General features: G+C 70.8%; 13 protein-coding genes and 2 riboswitches. Of the genes, 7 read left to right on the top strand and 6 right to left on the bottom strand.

Features of this window, described 5'->3' with window-relative positions; all coding sequences use genetic code 11:
* Positions 1-31: 31 nt before the first annotated feature.
* The 4 genes from ACZ5CW_RS33720 to ACZ5CW_RS33705 all read right to left on the bottom strand — a co-directional run bounded on the left by ACZ5CW_RS33720 (position 32) and on the right by ACZ5CW_RS33705 (position 3901).
* On the bottom strand, positions 32-1030 hold the full coding sequence (locus ACZ5CW_RS33720) for an ABC transporter permease (RefSeq protein WP_468608190.1): 999 nt from the start codon (positions 1028-1030) through the stop codon (positions 32-34).
* A 351-nt stretch (positions 1031-1381) separates the two neighbouring features.
* A complete protein-coding gene (locus tag ACZ5CW_RS33715; RefSeq protein WP_468608334.1) occupies positions 1382-2167 on the bottom strand; it encodes an enhanced serine sensitivity protein SseB C-terminal domain-containing protein in 786 nt (261 codons plus the stop codon).
* A 188-nt stretch (positions 2168-2355) separates the two neighbouring features.
* Positions 2356-3147: an enhanced serine sensitivity protein SseB gene (locus ACZ5CW_RS33710; RefSeq protein ID WP_468608188.1), complete on the bottom strand. Its 792-nt coding sequence runs from the start codon at positions 3145-3147 to the stop codon at positions 2356-2358.
* 73 nt (positions 3148-3220) lie between these two features.
* On the bottom strand, positions 3221-3901 hold the full coding sequence (locus tag ACZ5CW_RS33705) for an AAA family ATPase (RefSeq protein ID WP_468608186.1): 681 nt from the start codon (positions 3899-3901) through the stop codon (positions 3221-3223).
* Between the two features lie 179 nt (positions 3902-4080).
* Positions 4081-4173: riboswitch (glycine riboswitch) on the top strand.
* A riboswitch (glycine riboswitch) is annotated at positions 4174-4286 on the top strand.
* Between the two features lie 43 nt (positions 4287-4329).
* On the opposite strand from ACZ5CW_RS33705, the gene gcvT reads away from it, so the two are divergent.
* The 4 genes from gcvT (at position 4330) to ACZ5CW_RS33685 (ending at position 8729) form a co-directional block, all read left to right on the top strand.
* Positions 4330-5457, top strand: a complete 1128-nt coding sequence (gene gcvT, locus ACZ5CW_RS33700) for a glycine cleavage system aminomethyltransferase GcvT (RefSeq protein ID WP_468608184.1) — start codon at positions 4330-4332, stop codon at positions 5455-5457.
* 117 nt (positions 5458-5574) lie between these two features.
* A complete protein-coding gene (gcvH, locus tag ACZ5CW_RS33695) occupies positions 5575-5952 on the top strand; it encodes a glycine cleavage system protein GcvH (RefSeq protein ID WP_468608182.1) in 378 nt (125 codons plus the stop codon).
* A 14-nt stretch (positions 5953-5966) separates the two neighbouring features.
* Positions 5967-7232, top strand: coding sequence for a serine hydroxymethyltransferase (gene glyA / locus ACZ5CW_RS33690; RefSeq protein ID WP_468608180.1), 1266 nt, complete (start codon positions 5967-5969; stop codon positions 7230-7232).
* A 129-nt stretch (positions 7233-7361) separates the two neighbouring features.
* A complete protein-coding gene (locus ACZ5CW_RS33685; RefSeq protein WP_468608178.1) occupies positions 7362-8729 on the top strand; it encodes an L-serine ammonia-lyase in 1368 nt (455 codons plus the stop codon).
* A gap of 94 nt (positions 8730-8823) precedes the next feature.
* Here the strand turns inward: ACZ5CW_RS33685 and ACZ5CW_RS33680 are convergent, their stop codons facing one another.
* Positions 8824-10575, bottom strand: a complete 1752-nt coding sequence (locus ACZ5CW_RS33680; protein ID WP_468608176.1) for a M28 family metallopeptidase — start codon at positions 10573-10575, stop codon at positions 8824-8826.
* Between the two features lie 352 nt (positions 10576-10927).
* Between ACZ5CW_RS33680 and ACZ5CW_RS33675 the strand changes: the two genes are divergently transcribed.
* From ACZ5CW_RS33675 to ACZ5CW_RS33665, 3 genes are all read left to right on the top strand, one after another.
* Complete coding sequence (locus ACZ5CW_RS33675) at positions 10928-11953, top strand: helix-turn-helix transcriptional regulator (RefSeq protein ID WP_468608174.1); 1026 nt, start codon at positions 10928-10930, stop codon at positions 11951-11953.
* A 92-nt stretch (positions 11954-12045) separates the two neighbouring features.
* On the top strand, positions 12046-13077 hold the full coding sequence (locus tag ACZ5CW_RS33670; protein WP_468608172.1) for a phosphatidylinositol-specific phospholipase C domain-containing protein: 1032 nt from the start codon (positions 12046-12048) through the stop codon (positions 13075-13077).
* A gap of 104 nt (positions 13078-13181) precedes the next feature.
* Positions 13182-13739 carry a glycoside hydrolase family 25 protein gene (locus ACZ5CW_RS33665; protein ID WP_468608332.1) on the top strand — a complete coding sequence of 186 codons (558 nt, stop codon included), beginning with the start codon at positions 13182-13184 and terminating at the stop codon, positions 13737-13739.
* A 19-nt stretch (positions 13740-13758) separates the two neighbouring features.
* On the opposite strand, the gene ACZ5CW_RS33660 is transcribed toward ACZ5CW_RS33665, so the two are convergent.
* On the bottom strand, positions 13759-18489 hold the full coding sequence (locus ACZ5CW_RS33660) for a wHTH domain-containing protein (protein WP_468608170.1): 4731 nt from the start codon (positions 18487-18489) through the stop codon (positions 13759-13761).
* Positions 18490-18493 lie beyond the last annotated feature (4 nt).

Below are 18493 nucleotides of genomic sequence, written 5' to 3'. Positions count from 1 at the left end.
CGGAAACTTTTCGGGCTCTCGGCGGCAGGCGTCAGCGGCTGCGCGGGTCGAGAGCATCGCGGAGACCGTCGCCCAGCAGGTTGAAGGCGAGGACGGTCACGAAGATGGCGAGACCGGGGACGATCATGTACTGAGGATCGACCTGGTAGTAGGTGACCGCTTCGCGGAGCATGCCGCCCCAGGAGGCCTGCGGGGGCTGGATGCCGACGCCGAGGTAGCTCAGGGACGCCTCGAAGAGGATGTTGGTCGGGATGAGCAGCGTCGAGTAGACGATGATCGGGCCGACCAGATTGGGCATCAGCTCCCGGAACAGGATGTACGGGGCCTTGGCGCCCATGCCGCGGGAGGCGTCGACGAACTCGCGCTCGCGCAGGGCGAGGGTCTGGCCTCGGACGATCCGGCCCAGATAGGGCCAGTTGAAGAAGCCGATGACGAAGATGAGCACGCTCAGGTGGAGCGGCAGTCCGTTGAGGCCGAACGCGCCGCCCTGGAGGGTGGCGGAGATGGCGATGGCGAACAGCAGGAGGGGGAAGGCGAGGAAGGTGTCCATCAGCCGGCTGATGATCGAGTCGACCCGTCCACCGTAGTAACCCGCGATGACACCCATGATCGCGCCGATCACGTTGGACAGGATGGTCGCGCCGAAGGCGACCACCAGCGACACCCAGGAGCCCTCCAGGACGCGGGTGGCGATGTCACGGCCGAACTTCGGGTCCACGCCGAGCGGGTGGTCGAGGCTCATGCCGCCCCAACTTCCCTTGGGGAGGGAGGTGTCGGGGGTGATCAGGTCCTGGTGGAAGGCGTTGGGGTCGAGGCCGAACAGGGCCTGGAGGGGGCGCGAGAGGATCGCGAGGGCGATCAGCAGGATCACGATGACGCCGCCGGCGACGGCGACCCTGTCTCTCTTGAACCGGGTCCAGGCGATCCGGCCCAGGGAACGACCCTCGATCTGCCCCTTATCGGCACCCTCCAGCACAGCTTCCGGCTGTGCCTCGGCTGCCGCCCCGGTGGTCTCGATCGGTGCGGTCACGGTGAGCGACCCCTCTCGCCGGTGGTGACCGGCCTGCGCCTGCCGCGGATTGCGGCTTTGTCGACTTGCCATCGATCAGGAGGTCTCGACCTCCTGTCTGACTCGCGAGTCTTCAGCGTCGCTGCGATCACCCGCCAGAGCTGACGGCGAAAGTATGCGCAACCGTGATGCAGTGCAGGGGATTCCGTTATCCGAACAGTGGGTAACGACTCTCGGACGTGGGCCAGTTGGGACAGAACGGCAATTTTGCGCGGTTCGGGACGTTCAGCCGATGTCTACGCGCGCAGAAGTGTGTCGCCTGTGTAAATTCCACACTCCGGCCCCAAGAGGCGGGACACGGAGGGGAGTTGATCAGTAGCCGCCGTGCACCGGCGGATATCCGTATCCGGCGGCCGGGGCCTGCGGCGGGGCCGGGGCCCCCAGCTGGGGCCGGGGCGGGGCCGCGTGGGCCTCGCGGTCGTAGAACGGGCGCGCGTTGGCCCGCATCCACATCACCACCGGATCGTAGTCGTCGGTCATCGCGACCGTGGACACCGGCAGCCCCTCCGGGACCGCCCCGACCGACTGCTGCATCATCGCGCGCACCGAGTCGACCGCGGCCGGCGAGGTGTCGTACACGTCCAGGCCGAGGGCGAGGTACGGCGCCCCGAGGGCCGGCTGCACCCAGGCGCGGCGCAGGGAACGCAGGGCCGGGGTGCGGTGGGCGTTCTGCGCGAGCAGGGCGTAGAACTGCGGGACCTCGATGCCGGGCTCCGTGAGCCGGAGCGGGCCGGCGGGCTGGCGGTCCAGGCCGGTGGCGATACGGCGCAGATCCAGCCATGGGATGCCGACGCCGCCGCCCGGGGCGTGCGGGTTGAGCCAGAGGCCGTAGTGGTCCGGATAGAGGGTGCGCGCCACGTCCAGCCCGTCGACGACCTCGTACGAACGGTTCCAGCCGCTGGCCGACAGCTCCTGGGCGGAGGTCACACAGGGGGCGTAGTGGAAGCCGTCGACCTCCATGTTCCCGTACTGGGCGTCCGGGGAACCGGCCTGGCCGTGCCACAGGAGCATCCAGATCTGGCCGGAGGAGGGGGTGGCGAGGGCGCGCAGCAGAGCCTCGTAGGCGTCGTAGCGCCCGGGCGTGACCTGGCGCAGCATGTGCTCGACGCTGCCGCTGTGGCTCGCGCTCACCTGTCGTACCGGCCCTTCTTTTCAGTGCCCCGCGTTCGGAGACAGCTTAAGCGCCTGGCAACTCGGGTCCTCGGCTTCGTGCTGGGGTGCGGGTGCGTCGTGGTTGGTCACGCGGTTCCCCGCGCCCCTCGAGTCGGCTGCGCCGGCGCCGGCTTTCAGTGGCCGTACTGGTAGAACGGGCGGACGTTCGTCTTCAGCCACTCGGTCACCGGGTCGTCGGCCACGTCGAGGAGGACGAGGTTGACCGGCCACTTGACCGGAACTTTGCCCAGAGCCCTGCCCAGGGCCTCCAGGGGCAGGGCCCGCAGGTCGCCCTCCCACTGGGACAGCTCCACGCCCACGTACATCACCGGGTCCGCCGTCTCGACGGCGGCGAGGCAGCGGCGGGCGCTGAGGACCACGCCGATGCCGGCGAACTCGGCGGAGGCGGCCGAGAGGAAGTCGACCGGGTCTTCCTGCCAGTCGGGCTCGAAGAGGCGGACCCGGCCGCCGGTGCCGGGGCCGTCGAGCGGGGTGCGGCCCACGCGGCACAGCTCGGCGACCGCCTCGGGCGGCAGCGGGATGCCGACCACGCCGCCGGCGTTGACGGCCAGGCCCACCTGCGGGGGCAGGCCCTGGGCGAACTCCACGGCGGGGGCGACGGTGTAGGACATGTGGGAGCCGGCCACCTGGCGCAGCTGCTCCTCGGAGGTGAAGACCGGGACGTACGCCTGGCCGTCGATGTCGACCGTGGGCAGGTCCAGCGGGCCGCTGTGCGGGCCCCCGCCGTTGGGAAGGGGGATCCACAGGAAGCTCCGGCCGAGGACCTCGACGATCCGGCCGCCCGCGGCGGGAACGCCGAGGGAGGCCGAGAGCACCTCCTCCAGTTCGTTGCCGGGCCAACCGCCGTGCGGGTGGGGGTGCGTCTGTGCCGGGAAGTCCGCGGGAATGTCCGCCGGGAAGTCCATCTGCCTACCGCCTGCTGGGAACCATGCTGTGGCTCAAAAGGCTAGCGGGTGGCTGCGACAGTGCCCACGGGGATCAGCTGGAGAAGGCCATGCGGCGCAGGGTGTCCGCCGCGGCCCGGTCCAGCAGGACCGCCGAGCCGCAGCCCGCGGGCAGTTCGCCCCGCTCGACCGCGCCGAGCAGCCGGGCGGTCGTACGGCGGTGGCGGCGGAAGGCGTAGCGGGAGACGCCCCGGCCGCGCTCGCGCTGCCCCGCGCGGGCGGTCTCGGGTGTGACGTCGAGCAGCAGCAGATGCAGGGTGCCGCCGCGGCGGCGGGCCTCGCGGGCGAGCCAGGCGCGCACCCAGGTCTGGGTGCCGCAGTCGTGCACGACGACGCCCTCCTCGGTGCGCAGCGCGCGGCGCAGTCCGGTGTAGTGGGCGAGGCGGACCAGGGGGCGGTAGAGGGCGTACGGCAGGCCGCGGGGCACACGTGCCGCGAAGCGGTCGCGGGCGTCCTGGGAGTCGATGCGCCGGCCGGAGACCGCGCGGTGCATCAGCGTGGACTTGCCGCTGCCCGGCAGGCCGGTGACCACGACGACGTCACGGGGGTCGAAGACCAGGGCGCGGGGGCTGCGGCCGGCCCGGTCGCGCAGATCGCGGACGACCGGGGCGGGGCGCTCCGCGCAGCGCTCGCGGGCGGAGGCGGAGGGCTGCTTCGGCACCGCGACGCCGGTCGTGGTGGCGGGTGCGGCGGCGTACGCCGTGGTCCTCTTCACCGTGATCGTCCTCCCCTGTGGGCTCGGTCATACCCATGCCCGCTGTGTGTAAAGAGAAGGTAATGGCGGAGGGTCGGCGGTTCGGTGCGCGTACTGCCACAGGTCGGTTACAGAAGCGGACCCTGACGGGCGGGGGCCCGGCGTGCAATGATGTGCCCGCCAACTGCATACCGGCCGCTTGAATCCGCGCGGGAGAGTCCCCAGGTCACTGGGGCGCCGAAGGAGCAAGTCCCTCCCTTGAATCTCTCAGGCCCCGTTACCGCGCGGGCGAGGCACATCTGAAAAGCGGGTCGCTGTGACAGTGGCTCCACCCAAGGTGCAAGCCGTGATCGTCCCTGTGGCGGTCGTGGCGAACCTCTCAGGTTCCGATGACAGATGGGGAGGAACGTTCCTCGCCCCGTCCGTGTGCCTTGGGAGACGACCGACCGATGAGCAGTACCGAACCCACTGAGCTGCGCCACACCGCGCTGGACGCGCTGCATCGCTCGCTCGGTGCGACGATGACCGACTTCGCCGGCTGGGACATGCCCCTGCGCTACGGCTCCGAGCGCGACGAGCACCTCGCGGTGCGGACCAGGGCCGGTCTCTTCGACCTCTCGCACATGGGCGAGATCACCGTCACCGGCGCCGGGGCGGCCGCCCTCCTGAACTTCGCGCTGGTCGGCAACATCGCCTCCGTCGGCGTCGGCCGCGCCCGCTACACCATGATCTGCCAGGCCGACGGCGGCATCCTGGACGACCTGATCGTCTACCGCCTGGCCGAGACCGAGTACATGGTCGTGGCCAACGCCTCCAACGCCCAGGTGGTGCTGGACGCGCTGACCGAGCGGGCGGAGGGCTTCGACGCCGAGGTCCGCGACGACCGCGACGCCTACGCGCTGATCGCCGTGCAGGGCCCGGAGTCCCCCGGCATCCTGAAGTCCCTCACCGACGCCGACCTGGACGGCCTGAAGTACTACGCCGGCCTGCCCGGCACCGTCGCCGGTGTGCCCGCGCTGATCGCCCGTACCGGCTACACCGGCGAGGACGGCTTCGAGCTGTTCGTCAAGCCGGAGCACGCCGTGCAGCTGTGGCAGGCGCTGACCGAGGCGGGCGAGGGCGTCGGCCTGGTCCCGTGCGGCCTGTCCTGCCGGGACACGCTGCGCCTGGAGGCGGGCATGCCGCTGTACGGGCACGAGCTGACCACCTCGCTCACCCCCTTCGACGCCGGGCTCGGCCGGGTGGTCAAGTTCGAGAAGGAGGGCGACTTCGTGGGGCGCGAGGCGCTCACCGAGGCCGCCTCGCGGGCCGAGCAGAACCCGCCGCGGGTGCTCGTGGGCCTGGTCGCCGAGGGCCGTCGCGTCCCGCGCGCCGGGTACGCCGTCGTCGCGGGCGGCGCGGTGATCGGCGAGGTCACCTCCGGCGCCCCCTCCCCCACCCTGGGCAAGCCGATCGCCATCGCCTACGTCGACGCGGCGCACGCGGCGCCCGGCACCGAGGGCGTCGGCGTGGACATCCGGGGCAGCCACGAGCCGTACGAGGTCGTGGCACTGCCGTTCTACAAGCGCCAGAAGTAGACACTGGGCGCGGTACGTCCCGACGACGTGACCCTGCGCACATTCCCCCCTGCTCACGAGCAGCTTCAGCAGTCCCCCCTTCACCAGCACTCCCGCGCGTACAGGAGAATTCAGGCCATGAGCAACCCCCAGCAGCTGCGCTACAGCAAGGAGCACGAGTGGCTGTCGGCCGCCGAGGACGGCGTCTCGACGGTCGGCATCACGGAGCACGCGGCCAACGCGCTCGGCGATGTCGTCTTCGTCCAGCTCCCCGAGGTCGGTTCCACCGTGTCCGCGGGCGAGACCTGCGGTGAGCTGGAGTCGACCAAGTCGGTCTCCGACCTGTACTCGCCGGTCGCCGGTGAGGTCACCGAGGTCAACGAGGACGTCGTCAACGACCCGTCGCTGGTGAACTCCGCCCCCTTCGAGGGTGGCTGGCTGTTCAAGGTACGCGTGGCGGAGGAGCCGGGGGACCTGCTCTCCGCCGACGAGTACACCGCCTTTTCCGCCGGCTGAGGAGTCGTAGTCCTATGACCGTCCTGAACACGCCCCTGCACGAGCTGGACCCGGAGATCGCGGCCGCGGTCGACGCCGAGCTGAACCGCCAGCAGTCCACGCTGGAGATGATCGCGTCCGAGAACTTCGCGCCGCTCGCGGTGATGGAGGCGCAGGGCTCGGTCCTCACCAACAAGTACGCCGAGGGCTACCCGGGCCGCCGCTACTACGGCGGCTGCGAGCACGTCGACGTCGCCGAGCAGATCGCCATCGACCGGATCAAGGAGCTGTTCGGCGCCGAGTACGCCAACGTCCAGCCCCACTCCGGCGCCTCCGCCAACCAGGCGGCCCTGTTCGCCCTCGCCCAGCCCGGGGACACCATCCTCGGCCTGGACCTGGCGCACGGCGGCCACCTGACCCACGGGATGCGGCTGAACTTCTCCGGCAAGCAGTTCAACGTGGTCGCGTACCACGTGGACGCCGCGACCGGCCTGGTCGACATGGCCGAGGTCGAGAAGCTCGCCAAGGAGCACCGCCCCAAGGTGATCATCGCGGGCTGGTCGGCGTACCCGCGGCAGCTGGACTTCGCCGAGTTCCGCCGGATCGCCGACGAGGTCGAGGCGTACCTGTGGGTCGACATGGCGCACTTCGCGGGCCTGGTCGCCGCCGGTCTCCACCCGAACCCGGTGGAGCACGCGGACGTGGTCACCTCCACGACCCACAAGACCCTCGGCGGTCCGCGCGGCGGCATCATCCTCGCCAAGAAGGACTTCGCGAAGAAGCTGAACTCGTCCGTCTTCCCGGGCTTCCAGGGCGGTCCCCTGGAGCACGTGATCGCGGCCAAGGCGGTCTCCTTCAAGGTCGCGGCGAGCGAGGACTTCAAGGAGCGCCAGCGCCGTACGGTGGAGGGTGCGCGCATCCTCGCCGAGCGCCTGACGGCCCCCGACGCCCGCGAGGCCGGCGTGAACGTCCTCTCCGGCGGCACCGACGTGCACCTGATCCTGGTGGACCTGCGGGAGTCCGAGCTGGACGGGCAGCAGGCCGAGGACCGCCTCCACGAGGTCGGCATCACGGTCAACCGCAACGCCGTTCCGAACGACCCGCGCCCGCCGATGGTCACCTCGGGTCTGCGCATCGGCACGCCCGCCCTCGCGACCCGCGGCTTCACGGCCGAGGACTTCGCCGAGGTCGCCGACGTGATCGCCGAGGCGCTGAAGCCCGCCTACGACGCGGAGGCCCTGAAGGCCCGGGTGAAGGCCCTGGCCGACCAGCACCCGCTGTACCCGGGTCTGAACAAGTAAGTCGCTTCCGCGGGGTATCGCGCACACTGGGAACCGAAAGGTGTGCGCGATGCCCCGCCGGTGCCCACCCCCGCACCACCACACCCCCCCTCTGCACCACCCCGCAGCACCCCGTCTTGAGGAGTTTCCGTGGCCATCTCGGTCTTCGACCTGTTCTCGATCGGCATCGGCCCGTCCAGCTCCCACACGGTCGGCCCGATGCGCGCGGCGCGCATGTTCGCCCGCCGGCTGCGCAACGAGGACCTGCTCGGTTCCGTCGCGTCCCTGCGCTGCGAGCTGTACGGCTCGCTCGGCGCGACCGGCCACGGCCACGGCACCCCGAAGGCGGTCCTGCTGGGTCTGGAGGGCGCCTCGCCGCGCACGGTGGACGTCGAGACGGCCGACGAGCGGGTGGAGGCGATCAAGCAGGCCGGACGCCTGAAGGTGCTCGGCGAGCACGAGATCCCCTTCTCCTTCGACGACGACCTGGTCCTGCACCGCCGCAAGGCGCTGCCGTACCACGCCAACGGCATGACGGTCTGGGCGTACGACGCCCAGGGCGCCGAGCTTCTGTCGAAGACCTACTACTCGGTCGGCGGCGGCTTCGTCGTGGACGAGGACGCGGTGGGCGAGGACCGGATCAAGCTGGACGACACGGTCCTGAAGTACCCCTTCCGCACGGGCGACGAGCTGCTGCGCCTGACGAAGGAGACGGGTCTGTCGATCTCCTCCCTCATGCTGGAGAACGAGCGGGCCTGGCGCACGGAGGAGGAGATCCGGGCGGGCCTGCTGGAGATCTGGCGCGTGATGCGCGCGTGCGTGCAGCGCGGCATGTCCCGCGAGGGCATCCTGCCCGGTGGCCTGAAGGTCCGCCGCCGCGCGGCCGTCTCGGCCCGGCAGCTGCGTGCCGAGGGCGACCCGCTGGCGCACGCCATGGAGTGGATCACGCTCTACGCGATGGCGGTGAACGAGGAGAACGCGGCCGGCGGCCGCGTGGTCACGGCTCCCACCAACGGCGCGGCCGGCATCATCCCCGCGGTTCTGCACTACTACATCGACTTCGTGCCGGGCGCCGACGAGGACGGCGTGGTCCGCTTCCTGCTCGCCGCGGGCGCGATCGGCATGCTCTTCAAGGAGAACGCCTCCATCTCCGGCGCCGAGGTCGGCTGCCAGGGCGAGGTCGGCTCCGCCTGCTCGATGGCGGCCGGCGCGCTGGCGGAGGTCCTGGGCGGCTCCCCGGAGCAGGTCGAGAACGCGGCCGAGATCGGCATGGAGCACAATCTGGGCCTGACCTGCGACCCGGTCGGCGGCCTCGTCCAGATCCCCTGCATCGAGCGCAACGGCATGGCCGCGGTGAAGGCGGTCACGGCCGCGAAGATGGCGATGCGCGGCGACGGCTCCCACAAGGTGTCCCTGGACAAGGTCATCAAGACCATGAAGGACACGGGCGCGGACATGAGCGTGAAGTACAAGGAGACGGCGCGGGGCGGGCTGGCGGTCAACATCATCGAGTGCTGACCGGCCAGGACGGCGTACCGGCGTCCGCACGGGCTTCGCCGGAAGGGGAGGCGGGTTCCGGGAATCCGCCTCCCCTTCGTCGTCTCGTGTGCGGTCAGCCGGTCGTCAGGGTGGCGTCGTCGACGACGAAGCTGGTCTGGAGGCTGGAGTCCTCGGTGGCGGCGAAGGTCAGCGTGATCTGCCGGCCGAGGTACTGGCTCAGGTCCAGGGTGCGTTCGGTGTACCCGGTGGCCGCGTTGGCGTTGGAGTACGTCTGCTTCGCGGTTCCGTCGACCTTGACCTGGAAGGTGTCGTACGCCGTGGTGCCCGACTCGCCGGTGTCGATGTGCAGCCAGTACTTCAGCGTCGCCTTCGTGCAGCCGGACGGGACGGTCACCGTCTGGCTGATGGTGTCGGTGGCCGCGTAGCCGTAGCCCGCCAGCCACGCGTACCGGGAACCGGAGTGCGCGGACTGGCCGCTGAACGAACCGATCGCACCGGTGTCACCCGTCCACGGCGACGCACCGCTCTCGAAACCGCTGTTGGAGATCACCTGCGCCGCCGTGCAGCCGCCCGCGCCCGTGACGGTCAGCGTGTACTGCGCGGTGTGCGTGGTGGCACCGGTGCCGGTGATCGTGAGGTTGTACGTGCCGGGCGGCACGGAGGAGCCGACGGAGATCGTCGCCGTGGACGAGGCGCCGGAGGTCACCGAGGCCGGGCTGAAGGAGACCGTGACACCCGACGGGGCGCCCGAGGCGGTCAGGTTCACCGTCTGCGCCGAGCCGCTGGTGGTGGCCGTGGAGACGGTGGTGGTCAGCGAGGCGCCCGGGGCGGTGCTGCCCGTGGCGGGGCTCGCCGAGAGCGAGAAGTCGTTCGCCGGGGTGGTGTCCGAGACCGCCTGCTTCCACAGCGTGTAGGCGACGCCGTCGGCGCTGCGGTTGAGCCCGGTGGCGTTGATGTTGCTGGTGGTGTCGCAGGAGGAGTGGTAGCAGCCGTCGTACGCGGCGCCTGCCGTGCCGCCCCACTTGGCCGCCTGCGCCGAGGTCTTGCGGGCGCTCGCGCCCATGGCGTAGCCGGAGGTCGGGATGCCGTAGTTCTCGAAGGAGTAGTCGTCGGAGCGGCCCGCGCCCTCGGTGTTCTCCTCGGGCTGGAGGTTCAGCGAGTCCCAGTACGCCTTCATCGGCTGGGCGGCGGTGGAGGTGAGGTGGTTGATGAAGTAGCCGCCGTTGGGCGAGGCGACCATGTCGAAGTTGTAGTACGCCTTGATCGCCGAGCGTTGCGCGGAGGTCAGCGAACGGACGTAGAAGTCCGAGCCGTTGAGGCCCTGCTCCTCGTCCGTCCACCAGCCGAAGCGGACGCGCGCCGCCATCGACGGACTGGTCTCGGCGAGTTTCAGCGCGACCTCCAGGAGGGTCGCGCTGCCGGAGCCGTTGTCGTTGATGCCGGGCCCGGCGGAGACACTGTCCAGGTGCGAGCCGAACATGTACACCTTCGACGCGTCGCCCTGGGGCCACTCGGCGATCAGGTTGGGTCCGGCGCCGCTGGTGCAGCCGGAGGTGCAGGCCTGCTCGGTGACGGTGTAACCGGCCGCCTGGAGCTTGCCCTTCACATAGGCGACCGAGTCGCGGTAGCCCTGGCCGGTCGACCGGCGCGTGCCGCCGTTGCGGCCGGCTATGGCGTTCAGTTCGGTGAGGTGCGCCTGGACCCTGGTGACGTCGATGTCGGGCGCGGCCGCGGCCAGGGCGGGGGCCGTCGCCGTGTGCGGACCCGCGGGGGCCGCCTCGGCGGTCGCGGGCAGCGCCGCGAGGCCGGCGACGGCCGTGGCCAGCGAGAGGCCCGCCAGGGCGATTCTTCGTAGTCGTAGCACCGTGTCTCCTTGTGGGGTGTGAGGAAACGGGGGGTGGGCGTCGGGATCCGGGGGTGCCGGGCCGCATCGCCCATGATGAGCATGCGCATGCCAACTACAGGTCAAGCCTTGTATCGGTGGACCGGCCCGATCGAGAGGCCGTGCCCACCCGCTCGGCAGCCGTCGGCGCGCATGCCGGGGAGGCGCACCGGGGCCCCGAGAAGTCGGGCGGGCGGCGAAGAGGCTAACGGCAGCGCGGCCCGCCGGCCCCTGTCCGAAACCGGCACGTCCGCTCCTGGCCAGGCGGGCGGCCGGCACAGGTGGCCGAAGCGGCTCTCTGGCCTCCCGTGCGAGGCGCCCCTATCGTGCGCGCATGCATGCGGCGCAGAACCCTCCGCACGGCCGGCGGTCGACGGACTCCGAAGCGAAGGAGGCCTCCGAGGCGAAGGAGGCCTACCTGGCCATGGTGGAGCGGATCGCGATGTCCGGAGTGAGGGATTCCGACACCGAGAAGGAAGAACTCCAGGCAATCTCCACCGAGCTGACCCGATGGCTGGCGGACCGGCGGCTGCTGGACCCGAGCGGTGAGCGGCTCAGCCCTCCGGAACGCGCCCTGCGGCACATCGCCCTGGAGCACCGCCGTCGGCTGCGCGAGACGGTCGAGGAACTCAGCCGCGACGCCCAGGCGATGGAAGACGTCCTGTCCTTGCTCGCGGCCCCGCGGCTCGACGCCCGGGAAGCCGTGGAGACGGAGTACTTCACGGACCGCGAGCACACCCGCAAGCGGCTGGAGGAACTGGACGCGCTCAGCCGGGAGGAGTTCCTGGCGATGCGCAACTCCTTCCCCGACGCACAGGTCCTGGAAGCCAGCCTCGTCTCGGACCTGGAGATGGTGGCGAACGGCGTCCGGATGCGCGTGCTGACCTCTCAGCAGGCCCTGCGGTCACAGGCGCCGGCCCGCTATCTGAACGCGCTGTCCGACGCCGGTGCCGAGGTGCGGGTGGCCACGACGGTGCCGCTCCACATGAACGTCATGGATCGCACCATCGTCGTCATCGGGGCGGGGCCGGGTCCGCAGGGAGAGGGCGGCGACGTCATCCTGCACAGCACGCCCGTCGCCCAGTGCTTCGTCAGGGTCTTCACCCACGCCTGGGACCTCGCACGACCGCACACCGCGCGGCACACCGGGCGCGGGCGCACCGCATACGAACTGTCCGCGCAGGAGCGCGAGGTGCTGGCCCTGCTGGCCACCGGCGCCAAGGACGAGACCATCGCCCGCCGGCTGGCCTGCTCGGACCGCACCCTGCGCCGTGTGATGAACCAGATCATGGAGAAACTCGGCACCTCCAGCCGGTTCGAGGCCGGAGTGACCGCCGCCCGCCTCGGTCTGGTGAGCTGAACCGGGAATGACGTTCCTCCTGGGGCTACCGTGCGGTAACCGCGCGGCCCTACGCTGCGGCCAACTCACCTACGAAAAAGGACAGTTGGCCCATGCGTGGAATGAGACGGACGGCGGCGCTCGTGGGTGCCGCCGCTCTGCTGGCGGTGCTGCCGGGGAACGCCCACGCGGCATCGGCGAAGTTCTCCGAGACGACGGCGATCGGCACGCACAACGCCTACGAGAAGGCCAAGTACCCGTACTTCGCCCAGGCGCTGGACTCCGGCGCCTCGCTGCTGGAGCTGGACGTGTACGTCGACAGCCTCACCCACCGCTGGCGGGTCAGCCACAGCAACCCACTGGGCAACGACAACAACTGCGAGGCGGCCAAGACCCCGGACGAGCTGTACGGCAAGAGCCGCAACCAGGATCTCGGCAGCTGCCTGGACAACATGGCCGCCTGGAACAAGCTGCACCCCGACCATGCGCCGATCGTCATCAAGGTCGAGATGAAGCTGGGCTTCAACGACAGGGCGGGCCTGGGGCCCGACGAGTTCGACACGCTCGTCTCGCAGAAGCTGGGCAGCAGCGTGTACAAGCCGGCCGACCTGCTGGGCGGCTCGCACTCCTCCCTCGACGCCGCCGCCAAGGCGAACGCCTGGCCCGACCGCGACTCGCTGAAGGGCAAGTTCCTCTTCGACCTGATCCCGGGCACGGTGGAGCAGGCCAATCCGTTCGACCACTACTGGACGGACGAGGAGTACGGCGATCATCTGCGGGACCTGTACGCGGCCGGCGACATCGCGGCGGCCCAGGCCTTCCCCGCCGTGCTCGGCGCCGAGAACGGCGACCCCCGCACCAGTCGCTACGACGCCTCGATCCGGCCCTGGTTCGTCTTCTTCGACGGTGACGCGGCCACCTACGTCAACAGCGGCTACGACACCTCGTTCTACTCCACGAACCACTACATCCTGATCGCGACGGACGCCCACAACGTGTCCCCGGCCATCTCCTCCACCGACCCGACGGACGCCGAGGCCGCCGCCCGGCTGGCGTTGCTGGCCGGGAACCACGCGAGCCTGATCACCTCGGACTGGGTGGCGAAGCCGGCGTCCGTGCTGGGTTCGGTGACGACCCGCGGTTGACGCGCCCGGGGCGACCAGTCCCGGCGCCGAGGGATCGTGCGGGCCGCTGCGGGGCATACAACAGTCAACTCCTTTCCCCCCACCAGCGCTTCATGGAGTTGCCCATGCTGCACGGCATCGACGTCAGCGCGTACCAATCCTCGTCGTACGACACGGACGGCCTCTCCTTCGTCTTCATCAAGGCGACGGAGGGCCGCTCGTACGTCAATCCCCGACTCACCGCCCAGACGAAGACCGCCCGTGACGCCGGACTGGTCGTCGGCTTCTACCACTTCCTGTGGCCGGGCAACCTCACCGCGCAGGCCGAGTACTTCGTCCGCCACGCCCCGGACCGCCCCGGCGACCTGCTCGCCGTCGACTGGGAGACGACCGGCGACGGCACCCACGCCGGCAACGCGGAGAAGGACCGCTTCATCCGCAAGCTGAAGGAGCTGCGCCCGGACAACCGGGTCGTCCTCTACTGCAACCGGCACTTCTGGCTGTCCGTCGACACGACCTCCTACGCCGGCGACGGCCTGTGGATCGCCGACTACGTCACCGCGGGCAAACCCCGCATCAAGGCGAAATGGCGGTTCCACCAGTACAGTTCCGAGCCCCACGACAAGAACGTGGCGGACTTCGCCGACAAGGCCTCCTTGCGCAGGTGGGCCGCCCGGGAGTGACGGCCCCGATGCCCGCCCGTCAGCCGTAGACGACGTCACCGGCGAGGACGAAACCGAGCCGGACGAGACGCTCGGCGGTCTCCGGAAGCGGCTGACCGCCTTGGACGGCGAACTGGGAGACGTACCGCAACTTCAGCGGGGTTCCTTGTTCCAGCCACGCGGCACCCGAGCCGACGCTGTTCACGAAACGGAGATCCTCCCACGTCATGCGCTCCAGCAGCGCCACTGCCCGGTCCGAGCACGTGACGCCCAGCTCCGCACATCTCGTCGCCACATCGTGGGGACGGCGCCCGAGCTTGACCACACACGCCAGCACGTGCGTCAACGGAACCGGCGCGCGCCAGTCCAGCCAGGGCGCGTCACCGTCTCTGTCCCGGCTGAGGAGGTCGAGGTCGCTTCGGTCCACCCGCTCGGGCAGGGCCGTCTCGGGGACTCGCAGACCGCACGCCGCCAGGAAGGCAGCGACCTCCGCGGGGCGACGCCGGGTCCGCTCAGCACTCAACAGGATGTGCCCCAAGGACACCGGAGCGCCCCAGTCGAGCCAGGGTTCCTGCCCGTCAAGGCTCTTGCTGAGGTAGACGAGATCGCTGGGATCGAAGACCTCGGGGACCACCGGATCGTCGAGGACGGGGACTCCCAGCTCCGTCAGTCCCCGTGCCACGTCCTCGGGGTGGCACCCGAGGACGTGCGCGGCCACCAGCACCTGCGCCAACGGAACGGGAGCCGACGAGTCCAGCCAGGGCCCGACGCCGTCCAGGTCACGGCTGAGCACGATCAGGTCCTCCGGACGCACCCGTTCGGGCACACGCACGCCCTCCGGCAGGCGCAGTCCCCACTTCTCCAACCGCGACACCACGGCCTGCGGCGTCGAGTCCAGCCGCTCGGCGACCTCCAGTACATGGCCCAGCGGAACCGGCGCAGAGAAGTCGAACGGTGGCGCGTACCCACCCACACCGAGGAGCCTCTGATCGACGGGCAGGGCACTGTCCGGCAGCGTCAGGCCCGGCGGGATCTTCAGCCCGAGGGCCGCCAGTCGCGCCGCCACCACCGCGGGAGACCACCCCGAAGCCTCGGCACAGGACAGCAGGTGTGTCACGGGTACCGGCTCGGCATCGTCCAGCCACGCGGGCTCTGCCTGGCGACGGGCGAAACGGAGGAGGAAGAGGTCGTCCGGGTCCGCCGCCTCGGGCACCACCACGCCCTCCGCCGGCCGCAGCCCCCACTCCGCCAACCGCTGGGCCACCGCTCGAGGCGCACGGCCCAGCGTGGTGGCGGCCGCCAGCACATGGCCCAGCGGCACGGGTGACGTATCGGCGGTCCACGGCGGTCGTCCGTCCCTGCCCCGGCTGAGCAGCACGAGGTCCTCGGGGTCGACGGTCTCGGGCACCCGCACCCCCTCTGCGAGCCGCAACCCCAGCTCCGCCAGGCGTGCCGCCACCTCCCGTGGGGAGCGCCGCAGATCCTGTGCTGTTCTGAGCACATGCCCGAGCGGCACCGGCCCAGTGGGATTGAGCCACGTGCTGCCCTGTCTGTCGTTCGGTGAGGCGTTCGCCGCACTCCCGTCCGCGGCGAGCACGGCATCGTCCGTCGGCCGCGCGACCGGCAGCGCGACGGGATCGACGACGGTCGCCCCGGCGATGGCACCGGCGGCCGCCCAACTGAGTGTGCGCCAGTCCTGGACGGCCGCCGGGACGCTCGCGCCGACGAATCCGCGCATCAGCGAGTCGTCGGTCAGGATCAGGCCCACGTCCGCCGGGAAGCAGCCCACCATCGTCACGTCCAGTTCGTGGCCGTTCACCACCCACGGCCGGTATGCGGCCCGCACCACGGCGTCATGGACCGCGTCGGCCAGCGCCGGCCGGTGCATCACCAGTTCCGAGAGCCAGCCGTGATCCAGCACCTGGCCCTGCTCCAGCAGCAGGGCCGGTATCTCCTGGTACAGCACTTCGGCGACGTGCGCCCGGTCATGGCCCAGCATCCGTCTGCGGTCGACGGTCAGCTGGGGCGCGTACCGCCCGGTGAGGTTGACGACGGCACCGAACAACCGCTCCCCCACCCAGACGCCGTCCGCGAGCACACCGCCGTGGGTACTGGCCCACCACACCTCAGGGCCCGAGGTGGCATCCACCCGCGCGCCCTCCACCCGCGCGGCCTCGACGGAGTAGGGGTCCGAGCCGCCCAACGGCGCCACGGCCGACAACACGTTCGGCTGCCACTCCAGCCTGGTCCCCGCCTCCTCCGCGACGACCTCGTACTCGGAGATCCACAGCAGCCTTCGCAGCAGATCCGTGCAGGAGAGCGGACGGTCGGAGGGGCGGAGGTAGAGGCGCACGGTGGTGCAGGCGTCGTAGCCGCGACCCAGATGCCGGATGCGGAAGAGGGAGCCCGGACCCGCGATGTCCACCTGGAGGCGGCGGCCGGGGTGCCCGTCCCGGTCCAGGCGACAGGTGGTCACCGAGATGTCGTCGGCGATCATGAAGTAGCTGAGCACGCCGATACCGAACCTGCTGTTCGGATGCAGCTCGATGCCCTCGGCCCGCCAGGCGGCGAACTCGTCGTGGTACTCGGGCAGGTCGGCGAAGCGCTTGCCGGCGTGCGAGAAGACCTCGCGCAGTTCACGCTCCCCCATGCCGATGCCGTTGTCGGTGCACTCGACGTACGGACGGCCGACGTCGTCGACGCCCTGGACGAACGTGATCCGTCCCTGCCAGTCGGGAAGTTGGGCACCCTGGCGGCGCAGGTAGGCGGTCCGGGCGCCGCGGTAGCGGCAGGCGTCCAGTGCGTTCTGGTACAGCTCCCTGATCGCCAGGGCGGGATCGCCGTAGAGCTGCTCGCCCATGAGGAGTTCCTGGATGCGGTCGTCGGCGAGCCGGAAGCGCAGATCGGTGGATTCGTAGACGGGTCTGCCGCGGGAGTCCGCCGCCGCGTGCACCTGGTCGGCGGTGGCGTGCACCGGCAGGTCGCGCAGCGGGGCGAGCCGGGGGTCGCTGCCGACCTGGACGTCGACGGCGCCCAGCAGCGCGTCGACCGCCTCGGCCTGCTGCCGCAGGGCGAGCCCGACCGCGGGATGCCGGCAGGCGGCGTTCAGGACGCGGGTGCGACCTCGCGGGTCCCAGCGCGCCGTCCGGATGGTGGTGTGCAGCTCGGCGAGGTCCACGGCGTAGCTGATGCTCAGATGGTCGACGATCACGTCGGGCAGCAGGACCGGGTCGATCGCGAGATGGTGCGCCACGGTCAGCAGGACGACCAGGAGCTGGACGCGCAGGTGCTGCTCCGCGCCCGATCCGGCCGCGAGCTGACGCTCGGACCGCACGACGGTGGCATCGAAGGAACTGCGCAGGCAGCGCAGCAGGGTGGGCAGCGCGTCACCCTCGAGCAGCTCGGCGACGAGGGTCCGGTGGGAGCCGGCCGGGAGGTCCTCCAGCAGTTCCTCGACGGGGCCGAGCAGGCCGGCCAGGACCTGGTCGTGGGCGTCGCCGGGCTGCTCGGCCAGCCAGCGGCGGAACAGCCACCAGGCGATGCCGGACGCCCCGTCGGCCCGGGCGGAACGGGCGGACAGCTCCGCTCGGCGCACGAGCCGGGGACGGCCGGTGAAGAAGTGCTCGTAGGCCGCCCGTTCGGGGGTGGGGGACTCGGCGGTGCCGAGGTTCTCCGGGTCGGCCACCAGCGCTTGGGCCGCCGACCGGTTCGCGCAGGCCACATACAGGTAGGGCACGACGACCATCAGGGCCGCCTCGGCCGGAGACAGCGCCAGCTTCTCGGGGTTGAGGACCTTGGACAGCAGCCAGCCCACCCGGTCGCTCATGCGCTCGGCGAACTCGACGGGCCGCCAGGGGTCGGCGGTCAGCCGCGCCTCGTCCCGGTCGGCCTGCCCGGCCACATGGGCGACGACCGAGACGGCGGCAGCCCGCAGGTTCTCGCTGTCGGGGCCGTCCCCGACCTGCTGCCAGGCGGGATGGGCGCGCGCCGCCGTGACCCAGGGATGCTCTCCGACGGCCCCGGGCAGATCACGGTCGGCCCGCGGGAAGACGACGAACTCGTCGATGTCCGACTCGGTCTGCACCCTGATCTGCTGCCGGGGACAGTTGTGCTCTGCGGTCAGCTCGTCCGTCGCGCTCTGCAGTCGTTCCTTGAGTTCCCGCACGGTGCCGGGGCCGGCCTCGTCGGCCACCACCGTGCTCAGGGCACGGGAGAAGATGCTGAAGGTGGTGTTCCCGGCCGTGGTGTAGCGGGCGCGCTCCCCGGGGGAGCAGGCGTAGACGTGGCAGTAGTGCCGTTCGCCGGTGCGGGCCACCTTCATGTCGGACCAGCCGGCCGCGTTGATCCCGGCCATCTCCTTGAGATCGATGCCCTCGCGGCAGGCGTCGACGAAGACGATGACGTCACCGGCCCGGCTGCGCTCGACGTACCCGCCGAAATCCAGCGGGAGACATCGGCGGCGGAAGTCGTGGGACCTGGTGCGCGCGCCCTTGGGCACCAGGTAGTCCTTGCTGTCGTGGTGGATGCCGTGGCCGCTGAGGTAGAGCAGCAGCGTCTCGCCCGGGGCCGCGTCCTGGAAGAACGCCTCGACGGCCGAGTCGATGCCGTCGAGGTCGGTCTCCTCGGTGTCGTGGACGGTCACGTGATAGCCGGCGTCCGCCAGGACGTCCGCCAGTTCCGTCATGTCGTCGACCACGAACGGAAGGTCGTCGATGGCCTCGTCGCGGTAGTTCGGTACGCCGATGAGCAGGGCGCGGTGGGTGCCGTTCATGCCG

Source organism: Streptomyces sp. NPDC031379, assembly GCF_055569615.1.
Note: the sequence above shows the minus strand (reverse complement) of the source record. Positions and strands in the feature narration are given on the sequence as shown.